A 16,694-nucleotide genomic window follows, 5' to 3' on the forward strand; every position below is an offset into this window, starting at 1 on the left:
CTTTATGTATAATTATAGTATAAAATAGTTAACCATCAAATGATTTTACTGGTTACATAATTAGGAGGATTTCTATGAAAAGTTTCTCAACACCGATACGTTTCATGCTTATTTCTTCATTTTTTATGTCTTTTGGGTATTTTGCAGTATACGCATTTTTAGCTATTTATCTATTAACCTTTCTTCATTTTTCTGCTGTCCAAGTAGGAACAGTGTTGACGGTTATGACAATTACATCACGAGTTATCCCATTATTCTCAGGGTTAATTGCTGACAAAATAGGCTATATCATTATGATGATATCCGGTTTATTTTTGAGAGGAATCGGATTTATCGCTTTAGGAATATGCTCTGATTTCTATACAATTTCTATTTCTTCTGCACTTATTGGCTTCGGAACTGCATTTTACGAACCTGCTGCGCGCGCCATATTCGGTTCACAACCAGCTCATTTGAGAAAAAATTTATTTACATATTTAAACCTTAGCTTTAATTGCGGTGCAATAATCGGACCAATTGCAGGAGGGTTCTTACTCTTACTCGATCCACTCTACGCTTTCTCTCTAACAGGATCTCTTATGCTGTTATTCGCTTTTATCTTTTACTTACTTAAAAATCACTTCCAAGTCACTACTGAAAACACGTCTATTACATTAGGAATACAGGCCATCTTACAAAACAAGTCTTTCCTTCTGTTTTCCTTTATCATGATTTTCTTCTATATTATGTTTACTCAGCTTACTGTCGCACTTCCACTTCATATGAAAAACATTAGTAGTAGCAATCAACTTGCTACATTAGTCATTACGATAAATGCAATAACAGGCGTCCTATTTATGGTGTTATTCCGAAAACTCTTTCTCAAATACAACACCCTTTCCTTTATTAAATACGGTGTTTTACTAATGAGTATTTCCTTTTTACTCATTCCTTTATTTCAACACCCATATTGGCTCTTTATTTGTGTAATTTTATTTACAATCGGTGAAACACTTGTATTACCAAACGCTGATATCGCTATTGCAAATTACAGTAATGAATCATATACAGCCACTTTCTTTGGATTTTATCAACTATCACTCGCATTTGGTTTTATCATTGGTAATTATACCGGTACATCTTTTACATCCAACTTAAGCGGAGTGTATACACCATGGCTTATTTTTGGCGGAATAGGGCTTACTGGTTTTATTTCACTACATATTTTGAATATAAAAAAAGTGGCCTCTAAAGAGGATAGATATATACCTATGTAATACAAGCGTCCTATAATAAAAAAAATCGACCATCATATGTGACAGTCGATTTTTTTATTCTTCATATTCAAGATGATTATGCCTTTTACAACCAAACAAATAGCACCCACCTATAAAATCCGTTTCAAATTCTAACCCTGGAACATATCCTGATTTAATACGCTCTATCATTGTTTTATAATCATTATTCGCTTCTGTATATTCCTCAATTAACTCTTTCTTATCTTTCTCTGTCCAGTTGTCTTCTACTTCTTCATTCTCGACATCTTTTATTTCTGCTGTTTTCGCTTCGATAGATTCCCGTATCACTTCATTTATACGCGAGAAATGATTCACTTTATATAGAGCATAAACAAATCTACTAATCCAATTAGGACTTTTCCAGCATTTTTTGTATCCCTTTTCGAACCATTCAATTGCTTCTTTATAGCAATTCAACTCAACATATAAATCTGCTACATGAATTTCCCCTAAAAAATTATCAGACTCCCTGTTAAAAGTATCTAACTTCTCTTTTGCTTCTGTCGTTCGTTCTAAATCAATTAAACATTTTACATAGCTATACATGATATAGTCCGAATCCCCTGCAACTCGCAAGAAAAATTCTGAAGCTTTTTCCAGCTCTCCAAGGTTATAATGCGCTACAGCTACATTATGATATGCTTCATCTGATGGTTGAATCGAAATAGACTTTTGTAATGCTTCTTTCGCTTCTGTCCATTTTTCTTGTTTCATGTAAATGTCCCCTAAGATGTTATAAGGAAAGTATGAAGATGGATTCAACTTAACAACTTCTCTTATTAATTCAAGAGCTTTCTCATCATTCTCTTCCTCATAAAAATACATCCAGGCAAGATTATTGAGAGATTGTACGTCTCTAGATTCATGTACTGCTTGTTGAAACAGTTCCATTGCTTCCTCATATTTATTTTGTTCAAACATTTCAATTGCCTTCTCATTAATGTTCAAATAACTACCTCCGAAGTAAATGAATTCATCTATTCCCTATCATTATAGTAAAATGTAAAAATTATAATTTCTGTAAAAAATTTCTTTTTCTCGTCTACATTTCGATTGAAATAGAAGCTAAAACACACGAATTTACAACAATAAGTAAATTTTTCAGTCTCTCTTACATTGGATATACAGCCTTTTTTAATTTACATATTATGGTACAATAAAAAGAGTACTAGCTAAACATTTACGCTCCACACTAGCAGTCTAACAATGCCAAAATCAAAAATCACATAGAATCGGAGGGGATGTTATGAAAAGGAAATTACTTGTTCTTCTATTCACCGGAATCATACTATCAGGATGTTCAACTATAGCAGAGAATTCTTTAGAAAGCGGGAAAGGCAGTATGGAATTATTAACACCAACGATCACAGCAAAAGATAATGAGTTAGAAATTAAGACCGAGGGAATTGATGAAAATAAAGTAACTTTTATTTATGTTGCTAATAAAAAAGTGTTAGAACAAAAGCTAAAGAATGGTGAATCCTACAAGCTTAACATTAAAGATATCGAACACGCTCATCGGACAGACTACAAACCAAAAGTTCAACTTTTGCAAACGAAAGATGATAATGATGATGGAGAAATAGTAACCTTCAAACAAGTTAGATATACAGTTAAAAACTAATTTTAAAGTTGTTTCATTATAAATGTAACGAACGAAAATATACTTTTAACAGTAGATAAATGTAAGGGGTGCTAACATGAAAAAACGATGGATTTCTTGGTGGATTGGTAACCTATTTTGGATTATCGTTTTTGGAATATGGGCCGCTATTATTTGGTTACGAGAGGTTGATGGTGCTGGTGTTATTCAAACACCTGAAATTAAATCCATATCACTTATCGTTATATTAATCGCGTTTATCATACCGGTATTTTTTCAAGTTATATGGCTAATCATTAATTTGAGGATGAGTAGAAAAAATAATTATACGATTTAGTTTTTCAATTAACAATAAAAAAGAGAGGAATCTACATCAAAATAGATTCCTCCCTTTTACATTTGGACTTATACTGCGCTTTTAATGCAGCACTACTCCTCTTTTTTACGATGCATGTTCATCTTTCTTTTTCATTAACGCTCTTTTCTTCATCGCCTTCGTTAAATATCCACCCTTAAACGAGCGAATTTCATACGAAGACATAAACGCTTTCGGTGCAATTTCATTAATGATTTCTAAAAGCTCTTTCTCCCTAGAACGCTTTGCGACGATATCTAAGCGATAACGTATAGAATTAATACCTTCGCCCTCAAATACTGTAACGCCAAATCCAGAGTGACGTAATTCATCTACTAATTCATTACAACGGTCTAGTAAACTAACTTGATACGTAATATAACCAATTGCTAATTTATTCTCTATATAACCGCCTAATAACAGTCCCGCACTAAAGCCAATGACATAGGCAACGATGTTCATCCAATTTGATAAATCTTGAAACACAATACCTAAACTGACAATGTAAATAGCTCCTTCTAACAATCCAACACCAGCAGCGGATCTTGTTTGATTCTTTACAAGCAAAATCGTACGGATTGTTAATATTGGAACGTAAATAATTTGAAGCACAAAAATAAGTAGCGCTTGTAACATTGGTATCCACCTCTTTCAAAAAGTCTTTTGTCATAATAACATACATAACCTTTAGAAATCGATGGGTTTTTTAAAATTTTTTTATTATTTTTCATACTATTGAAAAACACAAAAAAGAAGCGTATTATATTTGTCGTTAATTTGATTACTTGTATCATATCGCTAAACTAAAAAAGGAACCTGATTAGGTCCCTTTCATCATAGCTCTATATTTTTCGAAGCATGTTCTCTTTGCTTCTCTTCTTCTTTCACTAACTGCATATTTGCATACGCTAAATTTGCAATCATTAAAAAGTGACCACCTAAAATACCTGTACCGAATGCCCACATTTCCATTTCATGCTCAATTTCATACATGATGATAGCTCCTAAAATAGCAGCTGCAAATCGGTTTAAAACTCCTAATCCAGGAGCCTTTTCCTTCATTACGATACTTTTTCCGAGTTTCTCCACTCTGCGAGCTAATAACCAAAGACAATAGGCGCTTACTGCTAATCCAATACCGAACCCTGTCACTTGTTTTCCAAACGGAGTAATCGTCCACATAAGTAGTAAACCACTAAAGATCACATACAATTGTAATCGATATACACGTAAGGCTTCTTGAATCAAAATATCCGCTCCTAAGTTCTCATTTTTTGTACTTTAGAAGAAAAGCAGCAACTTACACAGTTGCTGCTTTCTCTTCTTCTTGTTCTTGTTCCATCTTACGAATTTCAACACGTTTAATTTGGTAAGCGTCTTTTTCTAACACTTTAAATTCATAACCTTCCGCCTCAACGTGTTGTCCTTCTTCGATTTCATGATTTTGCATCATAATCCATCCACCGATTGTATCCACATCATCTTCTTCGATGTGTAATCCAAATAAATCTTTCACTTCTGAGATAAGCACTTTTCCATCAACAATAATATGTTGCTCGTTCACATGTTGAATTGGTGGTGCTTCATCTTCATCATATTCGTCACGAATTTCGCCGACGATTTCCTCCAAGATATCTTCAAGCGTTACAATTCCAGCTGTTCCTCCGTACTCATCATATAAAACAGCCATCGGAATTCGCTTCTTCTGCATTTGAAGTAATAAATCGTGAATTGGAGTCGTTTCCATCACTTCAATAATCGGACGCATATACGAGCGAATAGATGATAAATCTTTTTGATCCTCGGTCATATATCGAATAAAGAAATCTTTTACGTTGACCATACCGATAATATCATCTTTATCTTCTCCAAAAATCGGATAACGTGTGTATCGCTCATTTTGGATTACTTTCATGTGTTCTTCTACTGAATCTTCCAGGTAGAAACCAACGATTTCTGTTCGCGGTACCATAATCTCTTTTGCAATGCGATTATCAAATTCAAAAATGTTATTTACATACTTGTATTCAGCTTGATTAATTTCGCCACTTTCATAGCTATCTGAAAGGATAAGACGTAATTCTTCTTCTGTATGAGCTACTTCATGTTCTGAAGCTGGCTTTAAACCGAATAAACCAGTTATCACACGAGCTGAACCGTTCAATACCCAAATAAATGGATACATTACTTTATAGAACATCATTAATGGACCTGCCAATAATAACGTTACCCTTTCAGCCTTTTGAATTGCCATCGTTTTTGGAGCTAATTCCCCTACTACAACGTGTAAATACGTCATAATCATAAAAGCAAGACCAAATGTTAGTACTGATGAAATAGAAGGATTTAAGTTCCATTTCTCAAATAACGGGTGTAATAACTTTTCAATTGTCGGTTCACCTAACCAACCTAATCCCATAGCTGTAACTGTAATACCTAATTGACAAGCAGATAAATATTCATCTAAATTTGTTGTTACCTTTTTCGCTGCTAAAGCACCGCGTTTTCCTTCCGCAACAAGCTGATCGATACGGCTTGAACGTATCTTTACAATCGCAAACTCTGCTGCTACGAAAAATCCAGTAAATGCGATTAAAATCGCAACCATGACTAAATTAAATATTTCCAATGAATCCCCTTAGTTAAAAAACTAAGGTGTCCACCTCCTGTATACTATAATGTTTTCTTATTTGTTTGTTAGAAAACATAGCCCGATACAAAAATTAAAGAGGTCGGATTTCACTTATTCTATAATAATAGAGCAAGTGTCTGTATTAAAGCTGTCGTTTGACCAGATAAAGATTTCGATATTTTTTCACGTTGTGAATCAGTCAATCCATCTAAAAGCGGCTTTAACTCAGTAAGCTCCACTTCTAATTGATGAATATGGTCTGTCACTTCATTCACTTGTTTCGAAACGTGTTCATTGATACCGAGCAGCTTCTTCTTCTCCTCGATTTTCTCTTTAATCTCACAAAGCGGCATATGCATTTCTTTGCACTTCTCAATAAATTGTAATGTCTCAAATGCTGTTTCGTCGTAATAGCGATAATTAGATTGAGATCGCTCCGCTTTTAAGATACCTAGATTCGTATAATAATCAATCGTTCGTTTCGACACGTGAGCCATGAGAGCCAACTGTCCGATTCGATACACCTTCCCAACGATCTTCCCCCCTTGTTTATATTACTTACATCATACAACACATAAACTGTACAGTCAAACGTGACGGTTTATTATTCACAATTTATACAAAATTCCAATCCCCTCCTATGATGATTCAATACGAGTAATCTACACTTATACAATAAAATTACTAAACTACTACCTAATCACTACATTGTCTGCCACTTTTAACCTTTCTTATTTAAAAGCATATCCTACTAATAATGATTGCTTGTATAGGAGGGAATTAATATGAAAAAGACAATCATTTCTCATTTTTATAATGAAGAATACCTACTTCCATGGTGGCTTATGCATCACACGAAAATATTCGATCACGGCATTTTAATTAATAGAGGGTCTACAGATCGTTCCGTAGAGATTTGTAAACTATTAGCACCCCACTGGGAAGTACGAAATTCAAGATTTCTTGAGTTTGATCCAACTAATACTGATATTGAAGTGATGGAAATTGAAAGAGAAGTTTCAGGTTGGAAAATCGTTTTAAATACTACTGAATTCTTTTGTTGTAATAATACTGAAGAATTTTTTTCATCTCTTCATACACTAGGCCAAAACATGTATGCGATTAGAATGATTTTAATGATAGATAATCATAATTATAATTATTCAAAGCCTAGATATTCTATCCCCTTAGTAGAACAGCGATACCACGGTGTCTTCCCTTATAACCCAAATCTCGGATGTGCTTGGAGATTTATTCACAATCATCTAGACGGTGCATATTTACCTGGTAGACATCATTCGCGGCACGGATATATAATTTATGACTATCCTTCATTTATTTTAAAATTTTATTTTAGCCCTTGGAATGAACAATCAAAGGCAAGAAAATTACAAATTACACCTACCCTTTCAAAAAGGGGTGTTCAAATGGGACTTCAAACACATTACGGTCAATCTCCTGAAGTACTGGACATACGTTTTTTAGAGCTTAGTAACCTAACACAAGACCTCCGTCATAACCCTGAATATCAAGAATTATTTCCAAAATTCAAACCGTAATATTTTCTGCATCGTCATCACCTCAAACATTTTCATTCACTTAATCAAAAACAATCTCATTTGCATAAAACATGAATACTGTATAAATAATAAATTTTTATTTTAGGAGGAAAAAATGAAAGCTGTTATTCTTGCTGGTGGGTACGGTACAAGAATTGGGGAAGAAACACATTTAAAACCGAAACCTATGATTGAAATTGGAACAAAGCCCATTCTATGGCACATTATGAGTTTGTATAGTCATTACGGGATTACTGAGTTTATTATTTGCTTAGGCTATAAAGGATATGCAATTAAAGAGTTCTTTCTAAATTACAACTTACACATGTCTGATTTCACAATACAGTTAAACGATAATACAATTACTAGCCATTCTCATCGTGTAGAACCATGGAAAGTTACACTAATCGATACTGGTGTAAATACCGAAACGGGTGGCCGAGTGAAAAAGATTCAAAATTATGTCGGAGACGAACCTTTCTGCCTCACTTATGGTGATGGATTAAGTAATGTAAATATAAAAGAACTTATTACATTCCATAAAAAACATGGAAAAATGGCTACTGTTACTGCCGTACAACCTCCTGGTAGATTTGGTTCTCTCATATTAGATAAACAGTCTGTAACATCTTTTCAAGAAAAACCATTAGGTGATGGCGGATGGGTTAACGGTGGATTTTTCGTTTTAAATCCTGAAGTTTTCAATTACATTAGTGGAGATAAGTCTGTTTTTGAAACAGACACTTTAGTTCAGTTAGTAAACAAAAATGAATTGGCCGCATATCAACATTCTGGTTTTTGGCATCCGATGGATACATTGCGCGATAAAAATAAATTAGTCGAGCTATGGGAAAGTAATAACGCTCCGTGGAAGGTTTGGTAATATGGCTTCATCATCTTTTTGGAATAAGAAAAAAGTATTTATTACAGGACATACTGGATTTAAAGGCTCCTGGCTCACCCTTTTCTTAAGTTCTTTAGGTGCAGAAGTAGTAGGCTTTTCTTCTCATCCCCCATCCATTCCTAACATTTTTGAACAAGGTAACGTAGCAAAAGAGTGCACGACAATGAAAGGCGATATTACAGATTACCATTCTTTATTTCATGCCATGAAGCAGCATAAACCTGACATAATATTTCATTTAGCAGCTCAGCCAATCGTAACCGCTTCATACAAAAATCCTATCGATACATTCAAAACGAATGTTTTAGGTACTGTCCACGTGCTAGAAGCAGCAAAGTCCGTCGAAAGCGTACGTGCCATTATTAATGTGACAAGCGATAAATGTTATGAGAATGACGGTAGTGGCGACCGAGCGTTCGTGGAAAATGACCGACTAGGAGGTTTCGATCCTTATAGCGCTAGTAAAGCTTGCGCTGAAATAGCGGCAACATCCTATCAAAAATCATTCTTCCGCACTAATACCCAGAAACTCGCCTCAGTCAGAGCTGGTAACGTCATCGGCGGTGGTGATTGGGCAGAAGACCGATTATTCCCTGATATCATTCGGGCATATTTGCACAATCATACTTTGTGTATTCGAAACAAATATGCCGTCCGTCCGTGGCAACATGTTTTAGATCCTCTACATGGCTATATCCTTTTAGCTGAGAAACTTTGGAATGATGCTAAATATGCAGAAGCGTGGAATTTCGGCCCAATGAATGAACCTAACAGAACCGTTCATGATGTCATTGAATCTGTAATAAAATTATGGAATAACCCACTAACAATCATTTCCTCCTCTACAAATACTCCTTATGAATCACCTGTTTTAACACTCGATAGTACAAAAGCAGTAAACAAACTCGGCTGGACTCCTAAGTTATCAACAGATGATGCTATCGCTTGGACTGTTGATTGGTACAAAAAATATGCATCTGGTGAAAATATAGAATCTTTCACACGACAACAAATCGATGCATTCAAAAATTTATAAGGAGGCTATAAAATGGAACAGAAAAAATGCCGTTTTTGCCACTCATTACTAACCAACACTTTTTTAGATTTGGGCGTTTCCCCTCTTGCTAATTCATTTGTAGCTCCTGAAAGCTCATATAAAATGGAACCTTTTTATCCGCTGCACACATTTGTTTGTAACTCTTGTTTACTCGTACAGCTAGATGAATTTGAATCCCCACAAAATATTTTCCATAACTATTTATACTTCAGCTCTTACTCCTCAAGTTGGCTACTACACGCTAAACAATATGTAGAAATGGCGATTAAGCGTTTCAACTTAACGAAACATTCAAAAGTGATTGAAATCGCAAGTAACGATGGGTACTTATTACAATACTTTAAAAAAGAAAATATCGAGACATTGGGAATTGAACCCGCGAAAAACGTAGCAGAAATTGCTATCAAAAAAGGAATTCCTACTCATGTGAATTTTTTCAGTAATGACTTAGCAAAAAAATTGCCACAAGCTGATTTAATCGTCGCAAATAACGTATTAGCACATGTTCCAAACTTGCATGATTTTGTTGCCGGTTTAAAAACGTTATTAAAACAAGATGGCACGATAACAATTGAATTCCCACACTTATTAAACCTCATATCCTTTAAACAGTTCGATACTATCTACCATGAGCACTTTTCCTACTTCTCACTTATAAGCCTTCAAAAAGTTTTAAGTTATCATCATTTACAAATTGTTGATGCAGAAGAACTTTCAACGCATGGTGGTTCCTTACGGATTTTTGTAAACCATCTAAGTGCCCAATCAACTATCCATTCCAATGTTACAAAATTAATTCAAAAAGAAGTCGACCACGGGTTAGATACTTTAGATTGCTATCTCCTTTTTTCTAAACGCATCGAACAATTGAAAATAAATATTTTAAAGTTTTTTATTGAAGCGAAAGCTTTAAACAAACAAATTATCGGTTACGGTGCTCCAGCTAAAGGAAACACCCTTTTGAATTATTGCGGGATAGGTAAAGAATTTCTAGCTTATACAGTAGATAAAAATCCTCACAAACAAAATCTCCTTTTACCAGGAACTCGTATTCCAATAAAATCTCCAGCAGAAATTAAACGTACAAAACCGGATTACATTCTTATACTTCCTTGGAATTTGAAAGACGAAATTATGAAAGAATGCTCTTTCATTCGTGAATGGGGCGGTAAATTTTTAGTGACGGTTCCAGAAATTGAGGTGATCGAGCCATGAAGAAAGTTGTTGTAACAGGTGGTAGTGGCTGGATAGGTAAATATGTTGTACATTCACTTATACAAAAGGGATATGAAGTGCACGCTACGTATAATAAAAATAACCCCTCTCACCTCCCTTGCCATTGGCATAAAGTAAACTTGCTTCGCGATGACGAAGTAAAACAATTCATTTCGGATGTTCAGCCTAGCCATCTCATTCACCTTGCTTGGGAAGCAGTGCCACCAGCATGCTATGTATCTATTAATAATTACTATTGGCTAAAGTCTAGTATTTCATTGATTCAACACTTCACAACATGCGGCGGAAAGCGTGTTGTCGTTGCAGGTACTGGCGCAGAGTACGAATGGTTTAACGGCGTATTATTTGAAGATTCACCGCTCCTTTCCTATAAAACCCCGTATTCTTTATGTAAAAATGCACTGCACTCCTGGCTAGAAACGTATGCACAACAAACAGGCCTCAGCATGTGTTGGGGCCGCATTTTTCATATGTATGGACCTCACGAACAAGGTAATCGGCTCGTTTCTAACATTATCACTTCCTTATTAAAAAACGAGGAAGCACTATGTACACATGGAAAACAATCGAGAGATTTCCTCCATGTGAGTGACGTCGCTGACGCTCTCGTAACAATATTAGAACACAGCGTTACAGGCACCATCAATATCGCTTCTGGTCAATCTGTACAAATTAAAAAGTTAGCTTCTATCATTGCTAAAAAGATAGGAAAAGAACATTTAATTAAACTAGGTGCAATCCCTTTCTCTAAAGATGAACCTTTATTTGTCGGGGTTAATGTAGAACGTTTAAAAACTGAAGTAAACTGGAAACCAACATACGATCTAAATACAGGAATTGAAGAAACAATTTTATGGTGGAAATCATTTATACAAAAACATAACGATATGCATCATTAAAACGTAAATCCTTCGTTCCTCTCGCTAATTCCTTATACCATTCTCCTAATCTTTCCGACGTAATAATATGATGCGTCCCCATTCCCCCATGCTTACTAGCTTCAGAAAGAGTCGGACCAATTTGTAACTTTCTCTTTCTCATCGCATCGTTCCACGGACTAAACCCAAACCATAATATACAGGCAAGAGGTGGATAAATCATCGATTCATGCGCAGATAAATGTCTTCCAACCGTATAACTTCCATGCTCATGATTATGAATAAATCTACCTCTTCTCCATAACGGCCAATCTTCTGGTAAATAACCATGAAATCGCTGTTTCATTAAAGGTATTCCAAAGTTAAGGTCCGGATAGTTGTAGTTAGGATCATCAACCATAATAAGCCCGTCCAGCCAATACATCCTCCCCCCCAATTCATTTAGCGATTTCCAAAACTGATTTTTATCTTGCACGCAAAGAAACTCAGTCGTATTTAAAATCATTTTCCATCCTTGTACTTCTTGTTCTATCCTCATCACTTCATGATCTGTCGCATATGCATCAAACTCTGGATTTACAGAATCTCGCACCTCCCAATGCGGTGCGAATTTTTTACAAATCTCAACGGAACGATCTGTTGAACCTTTATTAATTAAAATACCATGATCAAAAAGTTTCGTATGATGCATAAGCCACCATGGCAATAAATACTCTTCATTGTAAAAATGTGAAATAACGGTTGTAGTTATAATAATCTCCTCCTCTTTCTCTATTAATCTACTTTTTATCCTACAACCAATATACTCATAAGCAAAAATATGTTTCCTAATTATTGATCAAATATTATTATTAATATTTTTGTAAGTTTTCCTTTGGTACCCAGCCCTTCTCACCATCTCTTCCTTCGCACCAAACCCATCCATTCAATTCTTCTAATCCGATCAATCTTTCTCCAATACTCACATTTAATTCTTTCGCAGTATATTGTTTTATAATAATTCCTGTTCCATTCATATCTTTTCTTATAATTTGCTCCGGAACCCATCCTTTCCGGTTATACTTCTCTTCGTGACAAAACATCCAGTTTTCCCAGTTTTCCGGACCAGCGTAACTCTCTATCATTTTCACTACATCCCCCTCTTCTAAGCGAATTGGATTAGGATAATTGCTAACATGTGATTTTATAACGATATATTTCATAACAACCTCCAATAATCAGAAAATTAAGTTATAATATCATTATAACTTAAAGAGGAGGAATGCACGCATGTACTACAACACTTCATTCGAAAACGATCAACCTGTAGGCCGTCTATAAACTAAGACGGGCAATCATATAACACATACACTACGCCTCGTCTTAGGGAACTCATAATACCCTAAAAATAGACGGAGGTACTTTACATGAAACAAACAATTTTAGGAGCTATATATTTATCACTAGCAGCAAGTATATGGGGCGGTATGTATGTTGTTAGCAAATACGTACTCGATTTTATCCCACCACTAACACTCGTTTGGCTACGCTTTATTATCGCTTTTGTTGTTTTGTATGGCATTTTAAAACTAGCTGAGAAAAAGCAAAAGAAAAAAGTAACCATTCGCAAAAAAGATTGGCTCCTCTTCGCTTGGATTGGATTTATCGGCTATTTCATTTCGATCACATGCCAATTTATCGGAACAAAATTATCCGACGCTCATACAGGCTCGTTAGTTACATCAGCTACACCTGCATTTATGGTTATATTTGCAGCGCTCATTTTGAAAGAGAAACTAACTGCTCGTAGACTTTTATCTACTATAATAGCGACAATCGGTGTCATTATCGTAATCGGATGGGACATTGAAATCGGCTCTTATTTTATCGGAACAATCATTTTAGTTGGAGCTGCTATTACGTGGGCTTTACTATCTATTCATGTAAAAATCGCTTCAATCCAATTTTCATCCTTAGTTATTACAACGTACGCAATTTTCTTTTCACTCTTTTTTATTACACCTTTTATGATATGGGAACTACAAGCGGCCTCTATCGGAACAGTAAATACGTACGTCATATTAGGCGTATTATACTTAGGAATCGTCTCAACAGCAGGTGCCTTTTTCCTTTGGAATAAAGGATTGGAATTAATGGATGCAAGCATCGGTTCCTTATTTTTCTTCTTCCAACCTATCGTTGGATCGTTACTTGGCTGGCTCTTATTAAATGAGACATTAAATAGTAACTTTTTCATTGGTGGTATTCTCATTATATGTAGCGTTTTCATTACTACTTTTGAAAAGAAATAAAAAGCAGGCAGAGATTCTTAGTCTCTGCCTGTTCGCATAATTGGATCTTGGTCGTGAAAACCAATACAAATCGGTATATTACTTTGCACTTCACTACGTACACTTATAAAACTACACAGCGTTTTAGCAATTAAATATAAAGTTATACCGACTGCTTTTTCACTTGTGTCAAAGCCATTTTCAGTATACATATCTGCTAATTCTACAGACCCCGGCCCCTCAATATTATATGTCCATTCAGATGCCCAATCGTCATCCTCTTCTTCCATTGGAAAATACTCCTCACAAATATAGAACTGACTATCCCATTCGTTATCAAGGTCATACTCAAAATAAATCGCTTTTGCTTCTTCATTAGTAGCCCTTTCTACAGTTGCATCCAAACCTACTCGAATACTTTCCTTATATGACTCTAAATCAATTACTTTAATTCGCTCTGCACATTCTGTAGACGCCAACATGCAACAAATATCATAATACTTCGCTTCTATTTGCTCTACTGCTAACGAAAAGACATCCTCTTGCATCTCTTCTAAATACTGAAATATATCCACACTAAACACTCCTCACTCTTTACGCACTCCAATGCGATGGACGGGACAATAATTTCGGTAATTTCGTATGCTTATCCCCTCTCGCAGCATTAACTTGAACTTGCGTCAGAAAAATACTATTAGTAAAATCAGCCCCGCGAATATCTGCATCTCGCAAATCTGCTCCGATGAGATCTGCTCCTCTTAAATCTGCACCATTTAAGTTAGCCGCAATTAAATAAGCTCCTCTTAAATTTGCACCTTGTAAATTTTTCTTTTTCAGATTCGCTCCCATAAGGTCTGCTCCACGGTGTATGATTCGTTTCTTACGCGCAGTATTCATTTCCTTCCATACTAGTTCGCTCGTTTCTAAAAGGAGAATGTTCACCTCTGCCCTATGCATTGGAACATTTATTTTCATTAACTCATCTGGATTTAAATTCGAAAGTCGCTCTGTCTCCTCAATTGCGTTCTCCAGCTCTTTATGAATTGGCTGTGTTGCCTTTAAAAGAATCGCCTCATTCAAATACCAAAGCATTTCATGAAGTTGATGCATAACTGGAAAAGCATCGTACATTTTTCTTGCATGCTTTGCATCTTTCCGCCAATCAATCCCTTTAAACGTACCCTGAGAAATCTTCTGTCCAGCACCGAAACACTCAAATACTGTACAACCTTTATAACCTTTTCCTCTAAGATTTTTATGTATACTACATTTGAAATCTGATTGTAAGTTGGAACATGGTTTACCACCATCTTTATTCACTGCAAAATCTACCGATGCTGCGAACGGTAATGCAACGCAACATAGACCGAAGCATTTTTCGCAGTTTGCTTTTAAATGATCGTTATGATTAGTCAAAATCTATACCCCCTGTTGTCTTTTGACTATTTCATAATATTCCAACTGTAATAAATAATCAATTTTAAAATAAACCAGCATCTTTCGTTTCAATTCATAACTTTATCATTCGATTTCCTTTCAATTGAAAAGGACTATTTCTATTTAATGAATTATAATTAAATTATAAATTTTCTAACTAAAAAGGAGACTTATTATGGCACTAGAAATGAAAACAAACTGTCAAATTTGCGATCAATCGCTCGAACAAGATTCTGAAGCATACATTTGTGTATATGAATGTACATTTTGCGCACCATGTACAGAAGAAAGACATAACGTTTGTCCAAACTGCGGCGGCGAATTAGTACGTAGACCGAAAAAGAAATAATAAAAAGCAAAGCGATATCGCTTTGCTTTTGTTTAGGCATCTGAAATTATATATTTAAAAACTTCACACAAACAGGCTCTGGCACAACAACATCAGATTGTAAAAGTGTTAACTTACCTGTAGATTCATCTCTTGAAAATAACACAAGATTATGTGACTTTTCATTTGTAGCAACAAGAAACTTTTCAGTAGGATCTAATACAAAGTCCCTCGGCCAATTTCCTTCTGTAGATGTATGTTCCACAAATGTAAGCTGGCCTGAGTTTTGATCCACACTGAAAACAGCAATACTATTATGACCACGATTACCTGCATATACAAAGTGGCCGTCAGAAGAAATATGGATAGCACTGCCTTGACTATTTTCATCAAATTGTTCTGGAAGAGTAGAAATATACTGTAATTCTGTAAAGGATCCTTCTTCCGAGTTATATGTTAGCGCAATAACCTCTGAACTAAGCTCCGTCATTACATAAGCGTATTTTCCATTTGGATGAAAAGCAATGTGTCTTGGTCCACTTCCCGGATTCACAGACAGGCTATTCACTTCTATTAATGTACTATCTTTTATTTCATACGTAATTAATTTATCTATCCCTAAATCAACACCTATCACATATTTTTCATCAGGAGTATATCCCGCGTAATGTGCATGTGGTTTTTCTTGTCTTTCTTTATTCGGACCTGAACCTTCATGTGCCATAATAGATGCAGCAGGATTTACAGTTCCATTTTCTTCATTTACTTTAAAAGACTCAATCGTTCCTTTATGGTAATTTGCTGTAACTACTGTATGATTCCCACTATCAACACTAATATGACAAGGAGAAGCCCCTTCTACTACTTGTCTATTTTTCGCTTTTAGTTCTCCAGTATGACTATCAATGGAATAAGCAGCTACACCGCCAGATTCGCCTTCCTTAACAACGGAATAGAGATATTCATTATTTCGGTTAATCGTTACATATGTAGGGTTATCCAGCTTAGCGGCAAGTGTTACATTACTAATTTTTTTTGCTTCTGTGTCTAAAGTAAACTTATATATTCCTTCGCTATTTTCTTTCGTGTAAGTTCCAACATATCCAATAAACTCTTTGTTATCCTTCATTTTCATAACCCTCTCTCCCTATATTTTTC

The 16,694-nt window shown here is 35.3% G+C and carries 20 protein-coding genes; 10 read left to right on the forward strand and 10 right to left on the reverse strand.

Annotated elements, in window-relative coordinates:
• Positions 1-74: 74 nt before the first annotated feature.
• Positions 75-1,256, forward strand: a complete 1,182-nt coding sequence (locus ACTFRU_RS04865) for an MDR family MFS transporter (RefSeq protein WP_006922528.1) — start codon at positions 75-77, stop codon at positions 1,254-1,256.
• 54 nt (positions 1,257-1,310) lie between these two features.
• On the opposite strand, the gene ACTFRU_RS04870 is transcribed toward ACTFRU_RS04865, so the two are convergent.
• Positions 1,311-2,225 (reverse strand): tetratricopeptide repeat protein, encoded by a 915-nt coding sequence (locus tag ACTFRU_RS04870; RefSeq protein WP_440037511.1) that lies wholly within the window; start codon positions 2,223-2,225, stop codon positions 1,311-1,313.
• Between the two features lie 298 nt (positions 2,226-2,523).
• Between ACTFRU_RS04870 and ACTFRU_RS04875 the strand changes: the two genes are divergently transcribed.
• Positions 2,524-2,901 (forward strand): hypothetical protein, encoded by a 378-nt coding sequence (locus ACTFRU_RS04875; RefSeq protein ID WP_000823781.1) that lies wholly within the window; start codon positions 2,524-2,526, stop codon positions 2,899-2,901.
• Between the two features lie 76 nt (positions 2,902-2,977).
• Complete coding sequence (locus tag ACTFRU_RS04880; RefSeq protein WP_000747695.1) at positions 2,978-3,217, forward strand: DUF3923 family protein; 240 nt, start codon at positions 2,978-2,980, stop codon at positions 3,215-3,217.
• Between the two features lie 105 nt (positions 3,218-3,322).
• On the opposite strand, the gene ACTFRU_RS04885 is transcribed toward ACTFRU_RS04880, so the two are convergent.
• The 4 genes from ACTFRU_RS04885 to ACTFRU_RS04900 all read right to left on the reverse strand — a co-directional run bounded on the left by ACTFRU_RS04885 (position 3,323) and on the right by ACTFRU_RS04900 (position 6,391).
• Entirely contained in the window at positions 3,323-3,871 is a 549-nt protein-coding gene (locus ACTFRU_RS04885) for a DUF2179 domain-containing protein (protein WP_000938438.1), read from the reverse strand.
• A gap of 198 nt (positions 3,872-4,069) precedes the next feature.
• Positions 4,070-4,483: an ATP synthase subunit I gene (locus ACTFRU_RS04890; RefSeq protein ID WP_000613876.1), complete on the reverse strand. Its 414-nt coding sequence runs from the start codon at positions 4,481-4,483 to the stop codon at positions 4,070-4,072.
• A gap of 52 nt (positions 4,484-4,535) precedes the next feature.
• Positions 4,536-5,864, reverse strand: a complete 1,329-nt coding sequence (locus tag ACTFRU_RS04895) for a hemolysin family protein (protein WP_000402258.1) — start codon at positions 5,862-5,864, stop codon at positions 4,536-4,538.
• Positions 5,865-5,983: 119 nt separating this feature from the next.
• Positions 5,984-6,391, reverse strand: coding sequence for a MerR family transcriptional regulator (locus ACTFRU_RS04900; protein ID WP_000285635.1), 408 nt, complete (start codon positions 6,389-6,391; stop codon positions 5,984-5,986).
• Positions 6,392-6,652: 261 nt separating this feature from the next.
• On the opposite strand from ACTFRU_RS04900, the gene ACTFRU_RS04905 reads away from it, so the two are divergent.
• The 5 genes from ACTFRU_RS04905 (at position 6,653) to ACTFRU_RS04925 (ending at position 11,522) form a co-directional block, all read left to right on the forward strand.
• Complete coding sequence (locus tag ACTFRU_RS04905) at positions 6,653-7,426, forward strand: glycosyltransferase family 2 protein (protein ID WP_000750973.1); 774 nt, start codon at positions 6,653-6,655, stop codon at positions 7,424-7,426.
• Positions 7,427-7,541: 115 nt separating this feature from the next.
• Positions 7,542-8,309, forward strand: coding sequence for a glucose-1-phosphate cytidylyltransferase (rfbF, locus tag ACTFRU_RS04910; RefSeq protein ID WP_000648807.1), 768 nt, complete (start codon positions 7,542-7,544; stop codon positions 8,307-8,309).
• 1 nt (position 8,310) lies between these two features.
• Positions 8,311-9,366 (forward strand): CDP-glucose 4,6-dehydratase, encoded by a 1,056-nt coding sequence (gene rfbG, locus ACTFRU_RS04915; RefSeq protein ID WP_000168654.1) that lies wholly within the window; start codon positions 8,311-8,313, stop codon positions 9,364-9,366.
• Positions 9,367-9,378: 12 nt separating this feature from the next.
• Positions 9,379-10,602, forward strand: coding sequence for a methyltransferase domain-containing protein (locus ACTFRU_RS04920; RefSeq protein WP_440037512.1), 1,224 nt, complete (start codon positions 9,379-9,381; stop codon positions 10,600-10,602).
• The gene (locus tag ACTFRU_RS04925; protein WP_000758375.1) at positions 10,599-11,522 is read left to right on the forward strand and encodes an NAD-dependent epimerase/dehydratase family protein; all 924 of its coding nucleotides are present in this window, start codon (positions 10,599-10,601) and stop codon (positions 11,520-11,522) included. The genes ACTFRU_RS04920 and ACTFRU_RS04925 overlap by 4 nt, the downstream gene beginning before the upstream one ends.
• On the opposite strand, the gene ACTFRU_RS04930 is transcribed toward ACTFRU_RS04925, so the two are convergent.
• Together ACTFRU_RS04930 and ACTFRU_RS04935 are read right to left on the reverse strand one after the other, a co-directional pair.
• Entirely contained in the window at positions 11,491-12,291 is an 801-nt protein-coding gene (locus ACTFRU_RS04930) for a glycosyltransferase family 2 protein (RefSeq protein WP_076774856.1), read from the reverse strand. The two genes, ACTFRU_RS04925 and ACTFRU_RS04930, sit on opposite strands and share 32 nt — an antisense overlap.
• 61 nt (positions 12,292-12,352) lie before the next feature.
• Positions 12,353-12,703: an SH3 domain-containing protein gene (locus tag ACTFRU_RS04935; protein WP_000875289.1), complete on the reverse strand. Its 351-nt coding sequence runs from the start codon at positions 12,701-12,703 to the stop codon at positions 12,353-12,355.
• A 204-nt stretch (positions 12,704-12,907) separates the two neighbouring features.
• Here ACTFRU_RS04935 and ACTFRU_RS04940 point away from each other — a divergent pair, with 204 nt between their 5' ends.
• On the forward strand, positions 12,908-13,792 hold the full coding sequence (locus tag ACTFRU_RS04940; protein WP_000814760.1) for a DMT family transporter: 885 nt from the start codon (positions 12,908-12,910) through the stop codon (positions 13,790-13,792).
• A gap of 17 nt (positions 13,793-13,809) precedes the next feature.
• Here ACTFRU_RS04940 and ACTFRU_RS04945 read toward each other — a convergent pair whose 3' ends face one another.
• Positions 13,810-14,346: a hypothetical protein gene (locus ACTFRU_RS04945; protein WP_000350936.1), complete on the reverse strand. Its 537-nt coding sequence runs from the start codon at positions 14,344-14,346 to the stop codon at positions 13,810-13,812.
• 19 nt (positions 14,347-14,365) lie between these two features.
• Positions 14,366-15,187: a pentapeptide repeat-containing protein gene (locus tag ACTFRU_RS04950; protein ID WP_000181428.1), complete on the reverse strand. Its 822-nt coding sequence runs from the start codon at positions 15,185-15,187 to the stop codon at positions 14,366-14,368.
• Between the two features lie 196 nt (positions 15,188-15,383).
• On the opposite strand from ACTFRU_RS04950, the gene ACTFRU_RS04955 reads away from it, so the two are divergent.
• Positions 15,384-15,557, forward strand: a complete 174-nt coding sequence (locus tag ACTFRU_RS04955) for a DUF1272 domain-containing protein (protein ID WP_001162788.1) — start codon at positions 15,384-15,386, stop codon at positions 15,555-15,557.
• Positions 15,558-15,603: 46 nt separating this feature from the next.
• On the opposite strand, the gene ACTFRU_RS04960 is transcribed toward ACTFRU_RS04955, so the two are convergent.
• Positions 15,604-16,671, reverse strand: a complete 1,068-nt coding sequence (locus ACTFRU_RS04960) for a lactonase family protein (protein WP_042867120.1) — start codon at positions 16,669-16,671, stop codon at positions 15,604-15,606.
• Between the last annotated feature and the right edge of the window lie 23 nt (positions 16,672-16,694).

Origin of the sequence: Bacillus cereus group sp. MYBK220-1 (genome assembly GCF_051916445.1) — a bacterium.
Taxonomy (GTDB): Bacteria; Bacillota; Bacilli; order Bacillales; family Bacillaceae_G; genus Bacillus_A; species Bacillus_A cereus.

Bases quoted from the DNA above. Each gene is read 5' to 3' on its own strand.
- ACTFRU_RS04865 (WP_006922528.1), top strand. From the start codon at position 75: ATGAAAAGTTTCTCAACACCGATACGTTTCATGCTTATTTCTTCATTT.
- ACTFRU_RS04875 (WP_000823781.1), top strand. From the start codon at position 2,524: ATGAAAAGGAAATTACTTGTTCTTCTATTCACCGGAATCATACTATCA.
- ACTFRU_RS04880 (WP_000747695.1), top strand. From the start codon at position 2,978: ATGAAAAAACGATGGATTTCTTGGTGGATTGGTAACCTATTTTGGATT.
- ACTFRU_RS04885 (WP_000938438.1), bottom strand. From the start codon at position 3,871: ATGTTACAAGCGCTACTTATTTTTGTGCTTCAAATTATTTACGTTCCA.
- ACTFRU_RS04905 (WP_000750973.1), top strand. From the start codon at position 6,653: ATGAAAAAGACAATCATTTCTCATTTTTATAATGAAGAATACCTACTT.
- rfbF (WP_000648807.1), top strand. From the start codon at position 7,542: ATGAAAGCTGTTATTCTTGCTGGTGGGTACGGTACAAGAATTGGGGAA.
- rfbG (WP_000168654.1), top strand. From the start codon at position 8,311: ATGGCTTCATCATCTTTTTGGAATAAGAAAAAAGTATTTATTACAGGA.
- ACTFRU_RS04920 (WP_440037512.1), top strand. From the start codon at position 9,379: ATGGAACAGAAAAAATGCCGTTTTTGCCACTCATTACTAACCAACACT.
- ACTFRU_RS04925 (WP_000758375.1), top strand. From the start codon at position 10,599: ATGAAGAAAGTTGTTGTAACAGGTGGTAGTGGCTGGATAGGTAAATAT.
- ACTFRU_RS04935 (WP_000875289.1), bottom strand. From the start codon at position 12,703: ATGAAATATATCGTTATAAAATCACATGTTAGCAATTATCCTAATCCA.
- ACTFRU_RS04940 (WP_000814760.1), top strand. From the start codon at position 12,908: ATGAAACAAACAATTTTAGGAGCTATATATTTATCACTAGCAGCAAGT.
- ACTFRU_RS04955 (WP_001162788.1), top strand. From the start codon at position 15,384: ATGGCACTAGAAATGAAAACAAACTGTCAAATTTGCGATCAATCGCTC.
- ACTFRU_RS04960 (WP_042867120.1), bottom strand. From the start codon at position 16,671: ATGAAAATGAAGGATAACAAAGAGTTTATTGGATATGTTGGAACTTAC.